This is a genomic window from Stenotrophomonas sp. PUT21, assembly GCF_052232875.1.
GTDB lineage: Bacteria > Pseudomonadota > Gammaproteobacteria > Xanthomonadales > Xanthomonadaceae > Stenotrophomonas > Stenotrophomonas maltophilia_N.
In genome coordinates, this window is the sequence record NZ_CP197645.1 from 593,067 (window position 1) to 614,396 (window position 21,330).

Genomic DNA, 21,330 nt, shown 5'->3' on the forward strand with positions numbered 1-21,330 from the left:
GAAACCGTTGACGTCAAAATTTGCCGCCCTATAATGAGCGGCTCAGCAGCATCGGGCGGTTAGCTCAGCGGTAGAGCATTGCCTTCACACGGCAAGGGTCACAAGTTCGAACCTTGTACCGCCCACCATGATTCAGTCGAAAAAGCCTCCGGAAACGGGGGCTTTTTTGTTGGGTTGTGCCCTCCACCTACCGCTTACCGCAGAGCCGATCGTCAAAGCGATGGCTGCCAGCTCTCTCTGATGCGAGCGCTATTCCCCCGCACCAGCTGCCAGACTGTCCCAGATACGTCCGTCACGTTGTGCTTCAGTGGTGACGTTGATCACCGCCTGTACGCCGAGACGATCACGCAACTGCTGCAGATACAGGCTGCGAGGTGTCACCACCTGGCCCATGGACTGCACGATCCCCGCAGGCTCCTCAGGCGGGAATTTCCCCGGTGCAGTAGCGCCCACCTGTCCTACGCTCCAGTTCATCGCGAAGGGCGGCGCCTGGACGACGTAGATGTCGTGCTCGGTGTTCCAGAACATCTGCTGCGCGCCCGCCCACCCGTGCCCCGTTCCGCTGTACCGGCGGTTCTGTGCCCGCAGCATGTATCCCTTGGTGTTGTCGTACAGCGTGCCGGTGGACCAACGATGATGGGGGCCGCTGTCGTTGCTGTCGCCCACGGCCAGGCAGTCCAGAAACACGTTGGGGCCGGGTACCCGTGCACCGATGACGAAGGTATGCCGGCCGCCCTGGTTGTAGCAGCGCTGGATCAGATTGAAGGCGGCGTTGCCCTCGTACAGGAACACATAGCGGCGGGCGCCCTGGGTTTCGCCATACCTGGGGTCGAGATAGGCGATGTCCTGGAGGGTATTGAACTGCGCGCCATTACGGGTCACGAAGCCATGCGATACATAACGCACGGTTACATCGCGAACCCATGAGTTGTACGTTGCACCCAGGCGGAGTGCGGTAAAGGGGCCGGAATCGGCGGTGCCGTTGACCGTACCGGTCTGGGGGTCACCTTCAAGGCGGAGGTCTTCGATGCCAACCTGCGAGATACGGACCGGATCCGTGCGATAGACGCTGCCGCCACCAAAGCGCGACCCGATGGCATCCATGATCGGGGCATCGAGAGTGATCGTGTCACGATCTACCGCGGTGACGACGCGTTCGCTGTACGTGGCGTAGTCGCTGGCCGTCCAGCGGTATCGTGCGGTATCGATACCCTCGGGGCCGACCCAGCGGGCATTGGGTTCCCTCGCGATCGACACCGTATCGCCCACGCGATAGCCGGCTGCGGACTGCACCGTGATCCGCGTCGCTCCCACCGGCACGTAGTCCATGGTGATGGCGGTCCGGCGTGGATCCAGAGCGGCGCGGGGAACCGCGGATTCGCTGCTGCCCACTTCAAGAATTCTGCCCTGTCGCTCGCTGACTCCGGAGCGGATTACCGTGCCGTCGGCACCTCGACCTTCACCGCGCAACACCACGCCGTTGGCCTGGATGGTCAGCGTCTTGCTCAACCTATAGCCGCCGCGCCGGAGCAGGACTGCGCCACGTATGCCCCGGCTGTCCTGGGCACGGACGGCGACCGCGTCGATGGCTGCCTGGATGCGGGGATAGTCGTCACCCTCCACGTTTGGCTCAAGGACCTCGATAACAGGAATGCTGGAGCGCGTGGGCAGACTGACGCCGCCGCCTTGATAGCCGGCGCGGGAGAAGTCCGGGACGATGTTGCGGGCGTGATCGCTACCGCGTTCGGAATACAAGGCATAGCGCAGCAGGCCGTTGCTGCCCAGTTCTATCAAGGGGGCGTCTTCGGCATTGTTGATGGGGTGGATGAAGGCGCGGGTCTCGGAAGCAGGCTCCGCCGCTGATAAGGTAGCAAACGGACAGACCGGCAATGCCACGAGTGTCAGCGCTGCGACTCGGCGAAACGCCGGGAGGAAAGGCATGCGGCCACGCCCTTTCAGGGAGGAGTAGCTTGCAATGTTAGCAACTGCTTCCAACGATGCAGAATCGAACTCTTCAAGCAAACTGTGGAGTCAAAAATGTACCAACGTGCTTCCGCCGTTGCTCTATATTGGAATGGACTCTTTGAGTCGGGCATCCGTGTGTCTACTCGGGACAGCTTCAGTCTCGTCATAAACCCCAGCCTCACCGACGAGTGACGGGCAATGATCGTGATGCTTGCCAATGGCAGCACGCGCGCTGCCATTTCCCCAAACACGGCCTCCACATTGGGAGTTGCTTCGGGCAGCCCGCCGGTCTCACTGCAATGGCTACGCGAGGCGCTTCACACTGCTGGCGTCGAACTGCATGCGCCAGATGTCATCTACCACGTGGCAGCTACCGGATTGCCGCCCGCGGGCAGCGTCAACGCGGTTGAGGTTCGCCAGTTGGCCTCTGATGATGCGTCGCTGTTCGATGAATTCATGTCGCAGATCTCGGTAGATGACCAGAATGACGCGTCTGTAGAGCTAGGGCATTGGGCGACATTCGGCGCGTTCGTTGAGTCGCAACTATTGGCGGTGGCCAGCATCTACCCATGGGGCGGCGCAGCCATTGCGGATATGGGCGTACTGACCATGCCTCGCGCGCGAGGTAGGGGCCTGGCAACTTCGTTGGTGCGAGCCATGGTTGGTCATGCTGAGAGCCGTGGATATGGGGCGCAGTACCGCTGCCAGCGTGACAACGTCGCATCGAATGCACTTGCACAATCGCTCGGGCTGACGCCGTACGGCAAGTGGGAAGTGGCTTTCGCGCCGTAGACTTACCGGTCGCCGGAGCGTGAAGTCAAACCAGCGATGCATGGGGAAATTGTGCTCGTGCGCTACATGCCGCGTTGTGGACCTGGATTCAACCGGTCGACCCGATGATCCTACGAATCTCCTCAACAAACGCCCGCCCCACCGGCACCTCAGCCCCGTCATTCAACACCAGCCAATACCGGCTCCCTGAAGCAGCATGCAACGTCCGCACATGCGTCAGATTGACCAGATACGACCGATGGCAGCGCACAAAGTCCGGCGGTAGCACGGCAGTAAGACTCGCCAGCGATTTGTCGTGCAGCTCACTGCGCCCATCGCGCATACGTACTTCGCTGTAGTCCCCATCAGCACGAATCCAGATCACATCGGCCAGCTCAACCATCGCCGTCCCCTGTGCATGCCAGACGCCCAGGTAGCGCGCGGCGCCAGACCGATACCGCCCAACATCCAGCAGCCGTTCCAGCGCCTGCCCCAGTCGTTCGCGTGAGAAGGGCTTCGGCACGAAATCCAGCACCCCATGCTCAAACGCCTGCAGCGCCCGCTTCCGATGCGCGGAGACCACCACGCAGTGGTATCGCCCAGCCACGACGCGCTTCAGCAGGTCGAAGCCATCCTCACCACCCAGGTTCAAATCCAGCAGCAGGCCGTCATACACGCTCCGCTGCAGCCGGTCACCGGCAGCGTCCAGGTCGGCCACGGCATCGAAGCGCGCGCGGCTGCCAGCCAGTTCGGTACACATCCGCAGCAGCCGCTGGCGAACCAGCAGTTCGTCTTCGACGATCAGGATGCGCATGTCAGCTCCATGCGGCCGTACCAGTCGTTGCCATCGGGACCTTGTTCAAAGCGCCAGCTCTCGGGACAGGTGGCCGCCAGGTTTGCCTCAATGTAGCGAGTGCCCGTGCCTTGCCCGCGATGCGGGGCGGTGCCACATGCGCTGCGCAGTTCCAGCATCCAACGGTCGCCCTCGCGTTGGATACGCAGGCGGAAGGGATGCTCGGCACACGCGACGGCTCCTGCATGAGTCAGCGCATTCTCGACCTGGGCATGCAGCACGCCGGGCGGCAGCCACAGGCCGGTGTGCTCGCCCTCGATCTCGAAACCGATGTGGCGATCGAGCGCCAGGCCGACGATATCCAGGTGGTTGCGGCACAGCGCCAGCTCTTCGTCCAGCGGTACGCTGGGGCGGGTGCTGCTCTCGCGCAGGCGGTCGAACTGCTCAGCCAACGATTCGACCAAGCGGCTCGCGCGCATCGGTGCCTGTTCGATCAGCTCCTGCAGGCCGGTGAGGGTGTTCATCAGCCAATGCGGGTGAATCCCTCGCTGCAGCAACTGCAGCGAGAGGCGGGCGCGCTCTTCCCGTAAAAGCGCGTTGTGATGGTCCAAGGCGCGCAGCTGGGCGGCGTGACGGATCAGCAGAAAGCCCATCAGCACGGCCAGGAACAGGAAGTAAGGGCCGTCCAGGAAGATGCCGCCGGCGAAGGGCACGGCCAGCGCGCCTGCCACGACCAACGTCAGGATCGGCCAGCGCTCGTCGGGCTCACCACGGGCGCGCAGCAGCACGTAGGCGGAGGTCAGCAGGCTGAGCAGCAGCAGCGCGGCGCCGCGGGCATCGAAGCTGGGCATGAAGGCCGCCAGCGCCAGCAATGTGGCGAGATAGGCGATGCGGGCTGTCTGCGGCATCGCGACGCCGAAACGACGCGCCAGGTAAGCCGGCAGCAGTATCGCTGCGGCGAGGTGCAGCAGAAGCAGCATGAGCAGTCGCGGGCCGTGCCACGGGTAGGCATACCCGACCAGCGGCCGCCATGCTTCGACCATGGGTAGCGCAAGGCCGACCACACCCAGCGCCAGCAGCAGGCGCGCACCCGGCACCCGTGGGCGGCCACGCTGTGCGGCGAGCAAGTACAGGCACGCCGCACCGAGTGCACCGGTGGCAAGCGCGGCGATCAACCACGGTCCAAAGCCGTGGCCGTAGATCGAGGCGGCCGGCCCCGTGGCAACGAAGGCATCCGCACCGCGCGGCTTGATCCACTGGTGATGGCTGGAGGCGAGCAGCACCACCTCGTCGGTACCGCTGGGTGAGGAGGGTGGCAGCACGCGGATGATGTCCACCTGTCCGGGCTGCTCTTCGTCCGCGTCGCGGCCGACGGTGCCATTGGCAGCCAATGGCTGGCCGTTCCAGAAGGGCTGGCTGGCGGCGCGCACCGAGATGCGCAGTGCACGGTCGGCCGCGTCGTGGGCTGCCGGCGCAGGCACGCGCCAGCGCAGCCAGTAAGGGCCGCGCCACTGCACCAACTCGCGTTGGTTGGCCGGTTGCCACTCCAGTGTCGTCGGTGGTGCGGTGGGCAATGCGCCATCAGCGCCCAGCGTGGCAATCGCCATTTCCTGGGCTTCGTAGTAGCGCACGCCTGGTGCAGGCGCGACCAACAGCAGCCACGCGGCAACCGCGATGAGCAGGACGGCGAGGGCGGTCAGGGTGCGTAGGATCTGCATGGCCCCATCGTATCGGTTGCACGGAGTCACTGGACCCCCGGCTGGAGCTGTTCGGCGGACGGACCGTCCTCGGCTGCCGTGGGGAAGGTGATGCTGGCGGCGTGGTGCATGCGCCGTCCCTCGGCGCCCGGTTCGCCCTCCCTTCTACCCGGAGTCCGTCATGTCCAACGCCCCGCTGTTCCTGTTCCGTTCTTCTCCCTCTGGCCGGAGCCCGCGGTGCATGCGGTTGGCGTTGCTGTGTCTGGCCCTTGTTGGGGCGCCACCCCTCCTGGCAGGCGATGCCTCGGCGCCGCTGGTGTTCACTCCCTATGCGTTCGAGACGCAGAAGCACGGCACCATCGACGCCGAGGCGGGCTATCTGGAGGTGCCGCGTCGGCATGCCGATCCGAACGGGCCGCGCATGCGTCTGCGGGTGGTGCGCCTTCCGGCAACGGGTGGCGATGGCCGTGTGGCACCGGTGGTGTATCTGGCCGGCGGTCCGGGTGGCTCAGGGATCGGTACCGGGCGCGGCCCGCGCTGGCCGGTGTTCGATCAGGTCCGGCGCGAGACGGACGTGCTGCTGCTCGACCAGCGCGGGGCGGGCGAGTCCGAGCCGCCGCCGCCGTGCCCGCACCAGCACACGTTCGACGATGCACAGCCGCTGCAGCGCGATGCCGCGCTCGCGGCGCTGCACGACGTTGCCGCCCGCTGCGTGACGTACTGGCGGAAGGCCGGTGTGGATCTGGGTGCCTACACCACTGCCGAGAGTGCTGGTGACCTGGAGGACCTGCGGCGTGCGCTGAAGGTGCCGAAGATCAGCCTGTGGGGCATGAGCTACGGCACGCATCTGGCGCTGGCCACGGTGCGCCTGCACGGCGCCGGTCTGGACCGCGTGGTGCTGATGGGTACCGAAGGGCCCGATGACACCCTGAAGCTGCCGCTGTCGGCCGATGCGCTGCTGGCGGAGCTGAGCGTGTTGGCCAAGGCGGCCGGATTCGATGATCTGACCGGCTCGGCGACGCGCGTGCTGGCCGACCTGCGCGAGCAGCCGCGCCAGGGCCACAGTGTCATGCATGGCGGCAAGCCCGTGATGATCGGCGAGTACGACGCGCAATTGGCGATCAGTGCCTGTCTCGGGCGCCGCATGACCCAGCAGTGGCTGCCGCTGATCCTGCGCGAGGCCGAGAACGGTGACTATGATCTGCTGGCGGCGATGGTCCTGCTGCTGCGCAGTGAGTACGGCAGCTACCGCGCGATGTCGCTGGCGATGGATGTGGCCTCGGGCCAGACTCCGCAGCGCCGCGCACTGGCCGAGGCGCAGGCACGCGAGAGCCTGTTCGGCGATGCGCTGAACTTCCCGTTCCCGGCGCTTGGGGATGGCTTGGGACTGGTCGATCTTGGCGATGCTTTCCGTGGTCCGCTGCACAGCAACGTCCCGGTGCTGTTCATTAGTGGCACGCTGGATGGGCGCACGCCGCCGGCCAACGCCGAGGCGCTGCGGCCGGGCTTCAGCGACAGCCGCACATTGCGGGTGCGCGGGGCCAGCCACGACAACGAGCTGTGGCTCGGGAACCCTGCCATCGCCGCAGGCATCACGGACTTCCTGACGGGTCGGCCGGTGGGTGATGCGGAGCTGGATGTGGGGGCACCGGTGTTTGCGCGTAGCAAGAGCGATCTGGTGGATCCGCGGGGGCGCTGAGGGCTGCCGGAAGTGCGACTGTGTGCAGGCGCTGTGGACCGACCGGGGTGTATGGTTTCGGCTGGCCCCGGCGCTTGCGCCAACACAGGAGGACGCGATGACCGATTCAACGGTGGCATCCATTCACGGCACACCCGATGACTACGGCGACACCCTGTACCGCGTCTACTTCGAAGTGGGCGAGTGGGAGGGCATTGCGCGCGAGGCGATCACCACGTTCCTCGTCGAACGGGCCCGGGACCACCCTGCCTTTGATTTCGACGCCTCTCTGCTGCACGCGCGTCCACACGGCTACGAAGTGGACCTGCCGATGCAGCTGATTCCCGAGGTGGTGCGGGCGCTGGCCGAGCAGAATATGGCGGTGTACCAGGTGGTCCGGCTCGGCGGTGTCTGATCTGCATGCCGTTGGCCCGGGACAGGGGGCCGTTGGCATAACCTGCGCATGACCGCCTCGGCTAAGATGGCCGTCATCCCGGGCAACCGGCTGCACCCCAAGGACGACCATGTGTAAGTCAGCCCGCGATTCAGTAGCCGCACCAGTCCGATGGGCAGCAACTGCGCTGTTGTTTCTCCCGCTGCCTGCGATGGCATCTGATTTCACCGGGTTTCTGACCCTGTACATTGCCATGCCGATCTTCGCACTCACCGGGCTGCTGCTTGGGGTCCTGCTGATCTTCCGTCGTCATCGCTATATACGTGTCGTGGGGACGGTTGTCGCTGTCCCGATCCTGCTTGCCGGTATCGGTGTCGCGTACGTGGACACTCGGCGGGTCTGGCCGCAGACCACTCACGACGAGCCTCTTCTTCCGGCGGTGGCGGTCATCCTTTCTGCGTTGGTGTGGCTGACGCTGGCAGCCCTGGTCTGGCTGCTGTGGCGTTGGCCGTCCCGACCCCGGCGAACCGGCACGCTCACCGTTGTATCGCAAGCGCCGGATTCCCCATGATCACCGTCGGACGCACTGCGCGTCCGACCCTCCCGTTTTCCAACCTGGCTAGAGGCAGCAATGGCAGATCCTTACAACAGCGGTGGCCGCGCCGGCCCCGCAACCCGGCTCGACGATTCCATGGTGACCACGGCGATGGAGCTGCCCGGCTTCCGCGTGGTGCGCAGCCTGGGCGTGGTACGCGGCATCACCGTGCGTTCGCGTTCCATCGTGGGCAACTTCCTCGGCGGGCTGCAGACCATCTTCGGCGGCAACATCACCATCTACACGCAGCTGTGCGAGCAGGCGCGCGAAGAGACCTACCGGGACATGTCCAACCATGCGCGGCTGCTCGGCGCCAATGCGATCATCGCGATGCGCTATGACGCTACCGATGTGATGACCGGCTTGACTGAAGTGCTTTGCTACGGGACGGCGGTGATCGTCGAGCCCACGCACCTCTGACGTTTCAGGTAATGCTGGCTGTGCTCCTGCAACGCATCGCTTTTTATGCGCTGCACATTCTCCAATGGACGAGGTGGAAAGCATGAGGCTGTTCAGATGGGTGATGTTGAGTGTGCTGTTGGTTTCGATGGCTCTGCACGCCAAAGCGCCGGCGGCGCCGGATCAGGCTGAGCAGGCGTTGCGCGCGTGGATCAACGCGTTCAACGATGCCGACCGCGAAGCGCTCATGGCTTTCCGTGCCGGCTATAAGATGCGCCCGGAAGCGCAGGGGGACCTGGAGTTCCGCGCGGACACCGGCGGCCTGCAGGTGCTGGAGGTCAGGGAGAGTACGCCGGGCAGAGCGCAGCTGCTGGTGCAGCCACGCTCCAATGATCGCACCATGCTGGTGACCACCACGCTGGATCCGGTGGAACACGCGGCCACATTCCAGTTTGAAGGCGCGGAAACGCCGGATCGGTTCAAGCCGAAGCGGATGGAGACCACCGCCCTGCTGGCCGAGGCAAAGCAGCGCCTGGATGCGCTGGTAGCCTCGGATGCCGTCGCTGGTACGTTCCTGGTCGCGAAGGCGGGCGAGGTGCAGATGGCGTGGCACGGCGGGATGGCCGACCGCGAGAGCGTGGTACCTGTCGGCGTCGATACACCCTTCCGCCTGGCCTCGCTCAACAAAATGTTCACTGCGGTGGCGATCCTGCAGTTGCAGGAGAAAGGCAAGCTGTCGCTGGACGATCCCGTGGCCCAACATTTGCCGGACTATCCGGCACCACAGAACCTGCGCGGCGTGACCCTCCGGCAGCTGCTGACCCACACCAGCGGGCTGGGCGACATTTTCGGTGAGAAGGCGGATGCCAATGCCGGTTCGCTCAAGACACTGCAGGATTACTGGGCGGTGTTTTCCGATGCGGCGCCGGTGTTCCCGCCGGGCAGCAAGGATCAGTACTCCAACTACGGCTTCATCCTGCTGGGGACGGTAATCGAGGCCGTCTCCGGGCAGTCGTATTACGACTACGTGGATGCGCACATCTACCGCGTGGCCGGCATGACCGCGACGGGCTCCGCGCCGGAATCCAGCCGCGTGCCGGGCCTGGCCAAGGCGTATACCCGAGTTGATGATCAGTGGCAGCGCGAGACCAGGTCGCTGCCGTGGCGTGGTACGTCGGCCGGTGGCGGCTACAGCACTGTGGGCGATCTGCTGAAGTTCGGCGAGGCGCTGCGCAGTGGCAAGCTGTTGTCCCCGTCATCGCTGGCGGCTGCCACCTCGCCGCAGAACCACAAGGCTTGGTACGGGTATGGCTTCATGGTGCGCGGACAGGGCAAGGAGCGCGTGTACGGCCACGAGGGGGGCGCCCTGGGCGCCAACGCGGTGTTCTACGTGCTTCCCGAACAGGCGGTAGTGCTGGTCGGGTTGGCCAATGTGGATCCGGATGCGATGGGCAACGTAGTGAACTTCGTGGCGAACCGGCTGCCGCTATAGAGATTGGGCGCGCTGCGCGGCCCTCCAATGGTATGGGGCGGCGGCAACGCAGGACCGATGCTGTGGACATGACCTGCGCGCCAGCAAGGGACCGTTCCCTGCCACCCGGCTGACCGAGGCCACGGACGTGCGTTACCCACGTGATCTGCGGGCAGTGTTCGCCCGCAGTACCGAAGATGTCGCTGCGGGTGGCGGCCGAAACCGTATCAACGCGCCAGCACAGCCTCCAGCGCCGCCATCGCCTCACGCGCCACCTCATGCGGATCACGTGCCTTGAGCGCATCGTTGAACACCTCCAACCCGATCGGGCCGGCATAGCCCCTCTTCGCCAGCGCATGGATCAGCGTGTCCAGCGGCCAGATGCCCTCACCCGGCAGGCAGCGGTGATGCCGCGCCTGCGCCGTCACCTGTCCGGGCAACGGCTGGGCCAGTACATCCGAGAGCTGCACCAGCGCGATGCGCTCCACCGGGATATCCCACAGGTCATCGGCCGTACGCCCGGCGGCGAACAAATGGAACGCATCCACCACGATGTCCAGGTTCGGTGCACCGACCTGCTCGATCTGCTGCCACGCCGAGGGCAGGGTGGAGTGCAGGCGACTCCAGGCCATGCCTTCGTAGGCGATCCGCAGGCCGTGCCCGGCGGCACGCGCGCACAACCAGCGCAGATCATCCGTGACACGTTCGGGTGCGTAGTCGGTCGCCGTGCAGGCGGGCACCAGTATGGTGCCTGCGCCCATGGCGTTCGCCAGCGCAAGCAATGACATCGCCTCTGCACGCTTGCCCTCGCGGGTGGCGGCCGAAGCGCCGTCGAAATCCAGCAGTACCTGCACATCGGTGAGCTGAAGGCCGGTGCGCGCGAGCACGGCGCGTACATCGGCGACCGATGAGGACGCCACGTCTTCGCGCCATAGCTCAACCTGCGCGAACCCTGCCGCCGCCGCGGCATCGAGGTTCTCGGGGGTGCTGCCGCCAAGCAGGACGGTGTTGAGGAAGCGCGGGCCAGGCAATGCGGACATCGAGGGGTACACCTTGCAGCGAATTAAACGTCGCGTCCGATGCTAGTGCGTTGCGCATCGCCTCGATGTGCACGGGCCCCGGATGTCAGCGAAGCCCCTCGGCCGCGCAGCGGATGCTCAGCCATGCGCCGCCGCCCGGCGCGTCTCCGGCGCGGACCCGGAACCCGTGCAGGCCGGCGATGGCGGCCACGATCGACAGCCCAAGCCCGAAGCCCTCGGTCGTCTCGCCGCCGCTGCCGCCGCGGAAGAAACGCTGGTAGATCAGGCTGCGGTCCTGCGCGGGAATGCCCGGGCCGTTGTCGATCACATCGATGCGCGGCGCGCCGTGATCCTCCACCGCGCGCAGCACGATCCGGCCTTGGGCCGGGGTGAAATGCAGCGCGTTGGAGAGCAGGTTGGCCAGCGCTTCGAACAGCAGCTCGCGGTCCCCCCACAACGTGCCTGCCTGCGGGTCGATTTCCAGCAGCAGTTGCTGGTCCTTCTCCTCGGCCAGCGGCAGGTAGAACGCATGCAGTTCCTGCAGCAGCTCGCCCGCATCCAGTTCGACGAAGGCGGAGCGGCGCTGGTGGCTTTCCAGTTCGGAGACGCGCAGCAGTGCACCAAAGCGTGCCATCAGCCGGTCGGTTTCGGTCAGCGCCTTGTCCAGCTGCGCCGCGCGCGGGTCATCTTCCTCCAGCCCGACACGGGTGCGGTACAGATGTGCGCGCAGGCGGGTAAGCGGCGTGCGCAGATCGTGGGCGATGCTGTCGCACACGCCTTTGACCTCCGTCATCAACTGCTCGATGCGTTCGAGCATGGCATTGACGATGCTCGACAGGCGGTCGATCTCATCCGGGCGACCGGACACCGGCAGGCGCTGGCCGAGATCGCCGGCGATGATCCGCTTGGTGGCTGCTTCGATCTCCTGGATCCGTTTCAGGGGCCGCCGGCGCAGGATGTGCCAACCGGCCAGGCCGGGGATGATGGTCAGCGAGACGCCCCACAGCAGCGCGTCCAGGATGATGCTGTTGACCGCGGTGAGCTTGCCGCTCTGGCGTACGAACACCAGTAGGCGGCCGTCCTGGGTTTCCACGCCAAGCGCACGCCCGGGGGCGTTGATCGGGCCGCTGCGCAATGACCAGCGGTCCACTGCCTGTGCATGTCCATCCATGCGCAGGTCGCCGGGAATCGCCAGCAACGGACCGGCCAGTGGCTGCCCGCTGCGGCTGAAGATGCCGTAGGCGTAAGCACCGTGCAGGTCGTAGCGCAGGCTGTCGCGCAGCGCATCGTCCAGCGCCTGGCCTTCGAACTTCTCGAACAGGTGCGCGCGCTGCTGCAGGCCGGATTCGGCGAGGTCGTTGAGGTAGTCCGAGACGCGCCAGTACATCACCCCCAGCAGCACGCTGGACCAGGCAACGAACAGCACGCAGTACAGCCCAAGCAGACGGCTGCTGGAGGAACGCCAGTGATCAGACATGCTCGTCCAGGACATAGCCGGTGCCACGCACGGTGCGGATCGGCTGGGCACGGCCAGGCTGGTCGATGCGTTTGCGCAGGCGGCCGATGTGGACGTCGATCAGGTTGGTGCCAGGATCGAAGTGGTAGCCCCATACCTCCTGGAACAACATCGTGCGGGTGACCACCTGGCCGGCGTTGCGCACGAGGAATTCCAGCAGTTTGAACTCGGTCGGCAGCAGGGAGATCTCTTCGCCGGCGCGGCGCGCGGTGCGGGTCATCAGGTCCAGCTCCAGGTCGCCGGCACGCAGTTGGTTCTCCGCCACGGCAGGCTGCCCATGGCGACGGATCAAGACTTCCACGCGGGCGGCCATCTCATCGGAGGCGAAGGGTTTGGTCAGGTAATCATCGCCGCCGGCGCGCAGGCCACGGACCCGCTCATCCACATCGGAAAGGGCACTGATCATCAGCACCGGGGTGGTGATGCCCTGGCGCCGCAGGGCGGTGACCAGGGCCAGCCCATCCATGCCCGGCAGCATGCGGTCCAGGGTGATCACGGCGTAGTCGCCGCGGCAGGCCATGGCCAGGCCGTCCTCGCCGTTGCCCACCCGGTCCACCTCGAAGCCGTGGCTGCGCAGTTCCGTGGCGATTTCCTCGGCGGTGACGAGGTCGTCCTCGATGGTGAGTACGCGCGGCATGGGCCACTTTGACGATTGGGACCGGTGCATCGTCGCAACCCCCTGTGGGGACTGCAAATGAAAAATGTTTCATGCGGTTTTCGCCGGATCCTCCCCCCGCTTCTCCTATATTCCCCCCGAGCAGTGGCCCTGCCGCCCGGGGTCATGTGCCCCGTTCACGCCTGGAATACCGTCCCCCATGACCGATCCGCTCCCGTCCTTCCCGGCCCCCGGCCTGTTGTCCGGCCCTTGGCGCCTGCCGCTGCTGGGGCTGGCCGTGGCGTTGGGGCTGGCTGCCTGCGGCAAGGAAGCGCCAAAGGCAAAGGGACCGGCGCCGGAAGTGACGGTGCTGACCCTGCAGACGCAGTCGCTGGCGCTGGCCCAGGAGTTGCCCGGGCGCACGGTGGCCTCGCAGGAATCCGATGTGCGCCCGCAGGTCTCCGGGGTGCTGCAGGCGCGGTTGTTCGAGCAGGGCGAGATGGTGAAGGCCGGACAGCCACTGTTCCAGATCGAACCGGCGCTGTACCAGGCCTCGGTGAACGAAGCGCAGGCCAACCTGCGCACGGCCGAGGCCAGTGCGGTGGCGGCGGGGTTGCGTGCAAAGCGCATGCAGCAGCTCGGTGCCGGTCAGCTGGCGGCGCAGCAGGACGTGGATGATGCGGTGGCCACCCATCAGCAGGCCGAGGCGGCGGTGCAGGCGGCGCAGGCGGTGCGCGATACCGCACGCACCAACCTGGGCTTTGCGCGGGTGACCGCCCCGATCAGCGGGCGGATCGGCCGCGCGCTGTTCACCCCGGGCGCGCTGGTGACCAACGGCCAGGCCGAACCGCTGGCGCGCATCCAGCAGGTGGATCCGATGAACGTGGATATCACCCAGTCCAGCAACGAGTATCTCGCGCTGCGGCGCGCGATCGCCGACGGCGGCGTGGAAGCGACGACCGCGCCGGTGCAGCTCAAGTTGTCTGATGGCACAGATTACGCCGTGACCGGCACGTTGGAATTCGCCGATATCGACGTGGACCAGGAGACCGGCAGCATCACCCTGCGCGCACAGTTCCCGAATCCTCAGGGCCAATTGTTGCCGGGCATGTACGTGCGCGCCCGGGTCGGGCAGGGTACGCGCCAGCAGGCCCTGCTGGTGCCGCAGGCAGCGGTGGACCGCAGCCCGAAGGGCGAGGCGCTGGCATGGGTGGTGGGCCCGGACGGCCGCGTGCATCAACGGACTTTCACGACCGCGCGCGCGGTCGGCGATCAGTGGCTGGTGCTCGAGGGCCTGCGTGCCGGTGAGCAGGTCGTGCTCAGTGGCCGCCAGGGCCTGAGCGAGGGCGCCACGGTGCGGATCAAACCCGCGGGCGCCGCCGCACCGGCCACGGCGCCCGCCGCCGTGCCGGCCGGCGAAGGCTGAGCCGCCGATGCTGCCGCGCTTTTTCATCCACCGCCCAGTCTTTGCCTGGGTCCTGGCCATCTGCATCATGGCGCTGGGCACGATCGCGGTCACCCAGCTGCCGGTGGAGCAGTACCCGGATATCGCGCCACCGCAGGTCAACATCACCGCCAACTACACCGGCGCCTCGGCGCAGACCGTGGAAGACAGCGTCACCCAGGTGATCGAGCAGCAGATCAAGGGCATCGACCACCTGCTGTATTTCTCTTCCACCAGTTCGTCCTCGGGCCAGGCGCGGATCACGGTCACCTTCGACCAGCGCGCCAACCCGGACATCGCCCAGGTGCAGGTGCAGAACAGCGTCAACCAGGCGATCAACCGGCTGCCGCAGGAAGTGCAGCAGCAGGGCGTGACCGTGGCCAAATCGCAGGGCGATTCGCTGATGGTGGTGTCGCTGTATGACACCCATCGGCGCATGGAGCGGGTGGACGTCTCCGATTTCCTGGTCAGCAATGTGCAGGACCCGATCAGCCGCATTCCCGGCGTGGGCGAAATCAATGTGTTCGGTTCGCCGTATGCGATGCGCATCTGGCTGGACCCGCACAAGCTGCGCGCGTTCGATCTGATGCCCTCGGATGTGCGCACTGCGATCCAGGCGCAGAACACCCAGGTCACCGCCGGTGAGCTGGGGGCCCTCCCGACCGGCCCGGAACAGGCGCTCAACGCCACCGTCACCGCACAGTCGCGACTGCAGACCGCCGAGCAGTTCCGCGCAATCATCCTGCGCACGCTGCCCAGTGGCGCGGCGGTGCACCTGGGCGACGTGGCGCGGGTGGAGATCGGTGCGGAGAACTACCAGACCAGCAGCTTCCTCAACGGCTATCCCGCCGCCGGCTTTTCGGTGACGCTGGCCTCCGGCGCCAACGCACTGGAAACCGCCGATGCGGTGCGCGCGGAGATCGAGCGCCTGCGTCCCAGCTTCCCACCGGGCCTGGAAGTAGCCTATCCACGCGACAGCACGCCGTTCGTGCGGGTCTCCATCGAGGGTGTCATCCACACCCTGATCGAGGCGATCGTGCTGGTCGTGGTGGTAATGTTCCTGTTCCTGCAGAACCTGCGCGCGACACTAATCCCGGCGATCACCGTGCCGGTGGTGCTGCTGGGCACATTCGGCGTGCTGGCGGTGGCCGGCTTCACCATCAACACACTGACCCTGTTTGCGATGGTGCTGGCGATCGGCCTGCTGGTGGACGATGCGATCGTGGTGGTGGAGAACGTGGAGCGCATCATCCACGAGGAGCATCTGCCACCGCGCGAGGCGACCGAGAAATCGATGGGTGAGATCACCGGTGCGCTGGTCGGCATCACCGTGGTGCTCGGCGCGGTGTTCCTGCCGATGGCCTTGTTCGGCGGTTCCACCGGCATCATCTATCGGCAGTTCTCGATCACCATCGCCTCTGCAATGGCGCTGTCGGCGCTGGTCGCACTGACGCTGACTCCGGCGCTGTGCGCGACGCTGCTCAAGCCGTCCAGCGCGCAGAAGCCGCCAGGTCGTTTCTTCGCCTGGTTCAACCGCGGCGTGGAGCGCAGCCAGAACGGCTACCGCGCCAGGCTGGGTGGAATCGTGGCGCACCCGCGGCGCTGGATGGCCTTCTATGTGCTGCTGGTGATCGCTGTGGTCGCGTTGTATGCGCGCATGCCGACCGGCTTCCTGCCGGTGGAAGACCAGGGCCAGGTGACCTTCCAGTTCTCCACCCCGGAAGGCACGCCGATGGCGCGCACCGAGGCGCTGGGCGAGCAGATCAGCCGCTATTTCATGGAGCACGAGAAGGACAGCCTGGACGTCGTGTTCGTGGTGGTCGGCCGCAACAACGCCGGCACCGGCCAGAACGCGGGGCAGGGGTTCATGGCGCTCAAACCGTGGTCCGAACGCGATGCACAGCACAGCGCCGGCGCGATCATCGCCCGCGCCAACGCCTTGTTCCGCAATCTGCCCGATGCGAAGGTCAACGTGCTGGCACCACCGGCGGTGCGCGGGCTGGGGCAGTCCAGCGGGTTCGAGTTGTGGCTGCAGGACAACAGCGCGGCCGGCCGTCCGGCCCTGCAGGCCGCGCAGGAAAAAGTGGTGCAGGCCGCCAGTGATGACGAGCGGCTGACCTCGGTGCGGTTGAACGGTCTTGGCGACAAGGCCGAGCTGCATCTGGACATCGACCAGGCGCAGGCCAGCGCACTGGGCCTGGCCCAGGCCGACATCAATTCAACGCTGTCCTCGGCGTGGGGCGGCACCTACGTCAACGACTTCCTGGACCGCGGCCGGGTCAAGCGTGTGTACGTGCAGGGCGACCAGCCCTACCGCAGCGTGCCCGACGACATCGGCCAGTGGTACGTGCGCGGCAGCAACGGGCAGATGGCCTCGTTCGCCAGCTTCGCCAGCAGCCACTGGTCGCGCGGGCCGCAGCTGCAGCAGCGCTTCAACGGCCTGCCGGCGATGCAGATCCAGGGCAGTGCCGCCGAAGGGCGCAGCTCGGGCGAGGCGATGCAGACCATGCAGTCCCTGGTGGCCGATCAGCCCGGTTTTGAACTGCAGTGGAGCGGGCTCTCCTACCAGGAACAGCTCTCCAGCAATCAGACGCTGTGGCTGTATGCGGCGTCCATTGCCTTCATCTTCCTGTGCCTGGCCGCGCTCTACGAGAGCTGGACGGTGCCGATGGCGGTGATGCTGGTGATCCCGCTGGGCGTGATCGGCACGGTGATCGCCACCACCGCGGCCGGCTTCGTCAACGACATCTACTTCCAGGTGGGGCTGCTGACCACGATCGGCCTATCGGCCAAGAACGCGATCCTGATCGTGGAGTTCGCCGAGGCCGAGTACCGCGCGGGCAGTTCGGCGGTGGAGGCGGCGCTGAAGGGCGCCCGCCTGCGTCTGCGGCCGATCGTGATGACTTCCCTGGCCTTCGTGGCCGGCGTGATCCCGCTGGCGCTGGCGACCGGCGCCGGTGCGGTCAGCCGGCGTGAGATTGGGGTCAGCGTGATCGGCGGCATGCTCTCCGGCACGCTGCTGGCGATCCTGCTGGTGCCGCTGTTCTTCGTGCTGGTGCGGCGCCTGGGCAGGGCCCGACCCGATCCGCAGGCACAATCCTGAACCAAGGGAGGCCCCGCACCCCCGATTTCATCTTTTTGACCCATTCCGTTCACGGTGTCCATGCCGCTGGGCCATTAGCGTAGATCGTCCCCACAGCGCTTGGAGACACGCCATGAATCCCCTGCAGACGGTCGCTCGCACCATGCGAAACGGATTGGAAGAAGTGGCGGCGCTGCTGGTTGGCCAACGCGCCGAGTCGCTCCGCCAGGACGACACCGCCGCGCCCGGCGTGGGCATCCCGATGCCGCGCCGGTTGCCGCTCAAGCGCCCGCTGCTGCATGGGCGCAAGGGCATGGCCCCTTGGCAGAAGATCGGACCGGGCCGCCGCTAAGGGCGCTTGGCATCGGCGGGGTGGTTGACCCCGTCGTTGACCGGCACCTGGCCGATATCAAACGGATTTACCCCGTCCAGACAGCCGACGTTGTAGCCGTATTCGTCCGGTGAAGAGCGGCGCTGATGATGCGTGTAGATGCCGCATACGCCGCAGAAGTGGTGTCGGGCCACATGCGTGTTGAACTGGTACAGGCGCAGTGCGTCGTGGCCCTGCACGATCTCCAGATCGGCCAGCTTCACCGAGGCCGCGATCGCGCCGCGTCGCCGGCACATCGAACAGTCGCAGCGGCGGGGCGAGACCACGCCGTCCGGCAGATGCAGGCGCAGGACTACCGCGCCGCAGTGGCAGCGCAGCAGATGGTGGCGCTGGATGGGCACCCCGCCGATGGTGGTGAGTCCCTGCATGGGAGACGCTTCCGGGTAGCCAATGGTGCGGCAAGTATGCGATCCCGCAGGCGGGCTGAGCCAGATGGTGCCGGGTCCGGGGGTGAACGCCGGCCGAAGCTGAACAGGCTCGACATGCGGCGCACACAGGGGTTATGGCTAACTAGCGCCCCGGATAGACGACGGATCGATGCGTGAAGAAGGCAGGACGATGGGGGCTGGCGTTGCTGATGCTGCTGGCAGCGCTGTGGATCACCGGTTTGCTGGCCTACCAGTTGCCCGGACCGGGCTGGTTGCGGTATCTGCTGGTCGGCCTGTGGGCGGTATTTGCCGTCACCGGTGCGATCGGGGTGGCGCGTGCGCGCGCCGGGCGCTGGCCGGGCGTGCTGTACGGCGTGGCGCTGGTGGTCTCGGGCATCTGGTGGTTGCTGCTCACCCCGCGCCAGGATCGCATCTGGGCCGATGATGTCGCCCAGCGGCTGAAGGTCGTCGAGGTGGACGGCCCGCGGGTGGTGCTCGAGAACGTGCGTGATTTCACCTGGCGCAGCGAGACCGACTACGACGCGCGCTGGGTACGCCGCGAGTACAACCTGGACCAGCTGCGCTCGGCCGATCTGATCCTGTCCTACTGGATGGGTCCGGCGATCGCGCACACGCTGATTTCCTTCGGCTTCGACGACGGCCGCTACTTGGTGTTCTCGCTGGAGATCCGCAAGGAGCGCGGCGAGTCGTTCTCTGCGCTGGGCGGGTTTTTCCGCAAGTTCGAGATGACCCTGGTCGCTTCGGAGGAAACCGACATCGTGCGCACCCGCACCAATGCGCGGGGCGAGGATGTGTATCTGTACCGCCTGCACGGCATGACCCAGGAGCAGCTCAAGGCGCTGTTCGTGTCCTACCTTGGCGAGGCGCGCAAGCTCGACGCTGCGCCGGCGTTCTACAACACGTTGACCAGCAACTGCACCACCATCGTGTACGAACTGGCCAAGCAGATCGCGCCGGGCCTGCCGATGGATTACCGGCTGCTGGCCTCGGGCTACTTCGCCGAATACGCGCGCGATCTGGGCGTGCTCATGCCGGGCGTGCCGTTCGAAACGCTGAAGGCCCGCGGGCGGATCACCGAACGTGCGCGGGCGAGCAATGAAAACGATGATTTTTCACGGGTGATCCGCCGGGACGTCCCGGGGACAGGGCAGGGAAGCGTTCCATGATGTCCATAGTGAAGTTGTTCCCGCACCGCGCGTTGCCGCTGCTGGCCGTGGTGCTTTCGCTGCTGCTCTCCAGCGGCTGCGCGATGGTCACCATGAAGCAGGTGGCCCCGACCGAGTACCTGGCCAACAAGCGCGGCGACGTGCTGACCTCGGGCAAGCTCAGCGCGGCCTCGCAGGAAACGCTGAGCGTGATCGGCATGGACGTGGCCCAGTGCGAAAAGGACGTGGCCACCTGCCAGAAGACGCTGGAAGACACCGATGTCCTGCCCGAGGAGCAGCGGCTGTCGGCGCAGTCCGAGCTGTGGGTGAAAACCGCGCTGGCGCTGACCCCCAAGCCCAAGGACCGCGAGAAAACGCCGATGTCCGACGCGGCGCTGGATGCGTGGCTGGAAGCTGCGCGCTATGCGTACGCCTACCTGTTCTTCAGCGGGCGAACGCCTTCGGACCGTGCCTTCGAGGATCGCCAGACCCAGGTTCGCGATTACTACAACTACGCTGCCGAGCAGACCGCCTCGGTGGTGTTCAAGCGCAGCCGCGAGAGCGCGCTGGAAGGCGAGGACTACAATGCCGCGGTGGCCGGTGAGCGCTGGACGCTGACCTCCGATTTCGATGAGCTGCGCATGCAGAGCATCCCGACCCGGATGGTGTCCGCCTCGGCGGTGAGTTTCGCCGGCCTGCGCAGCACCTATCGCCGCGATGGCTTCGGCGCCGAGCTGGTGGTGATCATGGACCCGCCCAAGCTGGTCGCCCCGGCCGATGGCGAGAAAGCGGAGATTCCGCAGTACAGCGAGATGTCGGCGATCAATGCCACCGCGCTGCTGCGCTTCAAGGGCGACAACCTGCAGCAGGTGCTCGATACCACCCAGGTGCTGTTCGATGTGTACTCGCCCGAGTCCACCGAGAGCGTGGACCTGCACGGTGAGAAGGTGCCGCTGGCCGGCAACTTCACCGCGGCCTACGGCTTGTGGCTGGCGCAGTCCGGCTTTGCCACGCAGTCGCTGCGCACGCTGTTCGGCATGAGCGAAGGCATCGGCGCGCCGCACATGTACCTGATGCAGCCGTGGGACCCGAACCGTCGCATCATCTTCATGCTGCACGGCCTGGGCAGCAGCCCGGAAGCCTGGGTCAACGTGGCCAACGAGATCATGGGCGATCCCGAGCTGCGCCGGCACTTCCAGGTCTGGCAGGTGTATTACCCGACCAATGCCCCGATCGCGCTGAACCGCTACGAGATCAACCAGGCCTTCAACAACACGCTCAAGCACTTCGACCCGACTGGCAGCACGCCAGCGGCCAAGGACATGGTGTTCATCGGGCACAGCATGGGCGGCGTGCTCGCGCGCCTGTTGGTGACCTCTTCCGGCGACGTGCTGTGGAACGACCTGCTGGCCAACTACGACCTCAAGGGCGAACGCCTGAAGCGGGTGGAGGCCAAGCTGGGCCCGCTGCTGCATTTCACCGCCGAACCGAACGTGGAGCGGGTGATCTTCATCGCCGCCCCGCACAAGGGCACCGACATCGCGGGCAACCGGCTGGGGCGGCTGATCGGCCGGCTGGTGCGGTTGCCGATCACGATCCTGGGCAAGTTCGAGGACGTGTTCCTGACCCTGCAGGAATCCGAGTCGGCCAACAGCACCACCAAGCTGCAGATTCCCAACAGCATCGACAACCTCAAGGCCAGCGATCCGTTCGTGAAGGCCGCCGGCGCGCTGCCGATCACGCCGGGCCTGAAGTACCACTCGATCATCGCCCAGCGCAAACCGGAGGTGCCGTTGCAGCAGTCCGATGATGGCCTGGTGCCGTACTGGAGTGCGCACCTGGACGGTGCGGTATCGGAGAAGGTGATCATCTCCGGGCACAGCGTGCAGGAGACCCCGCAGGCCGTGCTGGAGATCCGCCGCATCCTGCGCGAGGACCTCAAAGAGGTTGGCGACACGCATCCGTGAGGATGCGTGGCAGCCCCTG

The 21,330-nt window shown here is 66.2% G+C and carries 18 protein-coding genes and 1 tRNA gene; 12 read left to right on the top strand and 7 right to left on the bottom strand.

The window, feature by feature from the left end:
- Positions 1-53 precede the first annotated feature (53 nt).
- Positions 54-128, top strand: a tRNA-Val gene (locus ACTT2I_RS02815).
- A 121-nt stretch (positions 129-249) separates the two neighbouring features.
- Here ACTT2I_RS02815 and ACTT2I_RS02820 read toward each other — a convergent pair.
- The gene (locus ACTT2I_RS02820) at positions 250-1,941 is read right to left on the bottom strand and encodes a hypothetical protein (RefSeq protein ID WP_443096777.1); all 1,692 of its coding nucleotides are present in this window, start codon (positions 1,939-1,941) and stop codon (positions 250-252) included.
- A 222-nt stretch (positions 1,942-2,163) separates the two neighbouring features.
- Between ACTT2I_RS02820 and ACTT2I_RS02825 the strand changes: the two genes are divergently transcribed.
- Positions 2,164-2,757 carry a GNAT family N-acetyltransferase gene (locus tag ACTT2I_RS02825; protein ID WP_421100473.1) on the top strand — a complete coding sequence of 198 codons (594 nt, stop codon included), beginning with the start codon at positions 2,164-2,166 and terminating at the stop codon, positions 2,755-2,757.
- An 88-nt stretch (positions 2,758-2,845) separates the two neighbouring features.
- Here ACTT2I_RS02825 and ACTT2I_RS02830 read toward each other — a convergent pair whose 3' ends face one another.
- Together ACTT2I_RS02830 and ACTT2I_RS02835 are read right to left on the bottom strand one after the other, a co-directional pair.
- Complete coding sequence (locus tag ACTT2I_RS02830; RefSeq protein ID WP_088432858.1) at positions 2,846-3,550, bottom strand: LytR/AlgR family response regulator transcription factor; 705 nt, start codon at positions 3,548-3,550, stop codon at positions 2,846-2,848.
- Positions 3,538-5,247, bottom strand: coding sequence for a histidine kinase (locus ACTT2I_RS02835; protein WP_421100475.1), 1,710 nt, complete (start codon positions 5,245-5,247; stop codon positions 3,538-3,540). Before ACTT2I_RS02835 ends, ACTT2I_RS02830 begins: the two co-directional genes overlap by 13 nt.
- Positions 5,248-5,407: 160 nt before the next feature.
- Here ACTT2I_RS02835 and ACTT2I_RS02840 point away from each other — a divergent pair, with 160 nt between their 5' ends.
- The 5 genes from ACTT2I_RS02840 (at position 5,408) to ACTT2I_RS02860 (ending at position 9,784) form a co-directional block, all read left to right on the top strand.
- Entirely contained in the window at positions 5,408-6,925 is a 1,518-nt protein-coding gene (locus tag ACTT2I_RS02840; protein WP_421100476.1) for an alpha/beta fold hydrolase, read from the top strand.
- A gap of 97 nt (positions 6,926-7,022) precedes the next feature.
- On the top strand, positions 7,023-7,319 hold the full coding sequence (locus ACTT2I_RS02845) for a hypothetical protein (RefSeq protein WP_293982141.1): 297 nt from the start codon (positions 7,023-7,025) through the stop codon (positions 7,317-7,319).
- A 190-nt stretch (positions 7,320-7,509) separates the two neighbouring features.
- Positions 7,510-7,869, top strand: a complete 360-nt coding sequence (locus tag ACTT2I_RS02850) for a hypothetical protein (protein ID WP_421100477.1) — start codon at positions 7,510-7,512, stop codon at positions 7,867-7,869.
- A 60-nt stretch (positions 7,870-7,929) separates the two neighbouring features.
- The gene (locus ACTT2I_RS02855) at positions 7,930-8,313 is read left to right on the top strand and encodes a YbjQ family protein (RefSeq protein WP_088432854.1); all 384 of its coding nucleotides are present in this window, start codon (positions 7,930-7,932) and stop codon (positions 8,311-8,313) included.
- A gap of 82 nt (positions 8,314-8,395) precedes the next feature.
- Positions 8,396-9,784: a serine hydrolase domain-containing protein gene (locus ACTT2I_RS02860; protein ID WP_421100478.1), complete on the top strand. Its 1,389-nt coding sequence runs from the start codon at positions 8,396-8,398 to the stop codon at positions 9,782-9,784.
- A gap of 206 nt (positions 9,785-9,990) precedes the next feature.
- Here ACTT2I_RS02860 and ACTT2I_RS02865 read toward each other — a convergent pair whose 3' ends face one another.
- The 3 genes from ACTT2I_RS02865 to ACTT2I_RS02875 form a co-directional block, all read right to left on the bottom strand.
- A complete protein-coding gene (locus ACTT2I_RS02865; RefSeq protein WP_421100479.1) occupies positions 9,991-10,803 on the bottom strand; it encodes a sugar phosphate isomerase/epimerase family protein in 813 nt (270 codons plus the stop codon).
- Between the two features lie 85 nt (positions 10,804-10,888).
- A complete protein-coding gene (locus ACTT2I_RS02870; RefSeq protein ID WP_421100480.1) occupies positions 10,889-12,259 on the bottom strand; it encodes a sensor histidine kinase in 1,371 nt (456 codons plus the stop codon).
- Positions 12,252-12,935, bottom strand: coding sequence for a response regulator transcription factor (locus ACTT2I_RS02875; RefSeq protein WP_421100481.1), 684 nt, complete (start codon positions 12,933-12,935; stop codon positions 12,252-12,254). Before ACTT2I_RS02875 ends, ACTT2I_RS02870 begins: the two co-directional genes overlap by 8 nt.
- A gap of 178 nt (positions 12,936-13,113) precedes the next feature.
- On the opposite strand from ACTT2I_RS02875, the gene ACTT2I_RS02880 reads away from it, so the two are divergent.
- The 3 genes from ACTT2I_RS02880 (at position 13,114) to ACTT2I_RS02890 (ending at position 17,771) form a co-directional block, all read left to right on the top strand.
- On the top strand, positions 13,114-14,319 hold the full coding sequence (locus tag ACTT2I_RS02880) for an efflux RND transporter periplasmic adaptor subunit (RefSeq protein WP_421100482.1): 1,206 nt from the start codon (positions 13,114-13,116) through the stop codon (positions 14,317-14,319).
- A 7-nt stretch (positions 14,320-14,326) separates the two neighbouring features.
- Positions 14,327-17,440 (top strand): efflux RND transporter permease subunit, encoded by a 3,114-nt coding sequence (locus tag ACTT2I_RS02885; RefSeq protein WP_443096778.1) that lies wholly within the window; start codon positions 14,327-14,329, stop codon positions 17,438-17,440.
- 112 nt (positions 17,441-17,552) lie between these two features.
- The gene (locus tag ACTT2I_RS02890; RefSeq protein ID WP_143592064.1) at positions 17,553-17,771 is read left to right on the top strand and encodes a hypothetical protein; all 219 of its coding nucleotides are present in this window, start codon (positions 17,553-17,555) and stop codon (positions 17,769-17,771) included.
- On the opposite strand, the gene ACTT2I_RS02895 is transcribed toward ACTT2I_RS02890, so the two are convergent.
- Positions 17,768-18,178: a GFA family protein gene (locus ACTT2I_RS02895; RefSeq protein WP_421100484.1), complete on the bottom strand. Its 411-nt coding sequence runs from the start codon at positions 18,176-18,178 to the stop codon at positions 17,768-17,770. The genes ACTT2I_RS02890 and ACTT2I_RS02895 overlap by 4 nt on opposite strands.
- A 209-nt stretch (positions 18,179-18,387) precedes the next feature.
- On the opposite strand from ACTT2I_RS02895, the gene ACTT2I_RS02900 reads away from it, so the two are divergent.
- Both ACTT2I_RS02900 and ACTT2I_RS02905 read left to right on the top strand, forming a co-directional pair.
- Positions 18,388-19,365, top strand: coding sequence for an Lnb N-terminal periplasmic domain-containing protein (locus tag ACTT2I_RS02900; protein ID WP_088432845.1), 978 nt, complete (start codon positions 18,388-18,390; stop codon positions 19,363-19,365).
- Positions 19,362-21,311 carry an esterase/lipase family protein gene (locus ACTT2I_RS02905; RefSeq protein ID WP_088432844.1) on the top strand — a complete coding sequence of 650 codons (1,950 nt, stop codon included), beginning with the start codon at positions 19,362-19,364 and terminating at the stop codon, positions 21,309-21,311. The genes ACTT2I_RS02900 and ACTT2I_RS02905 overlap by 4 nt, the downstream gene beginning before the upstream one ends.
- Positions 21,312-21,330 lie beyond the last annotated feature (19 nt).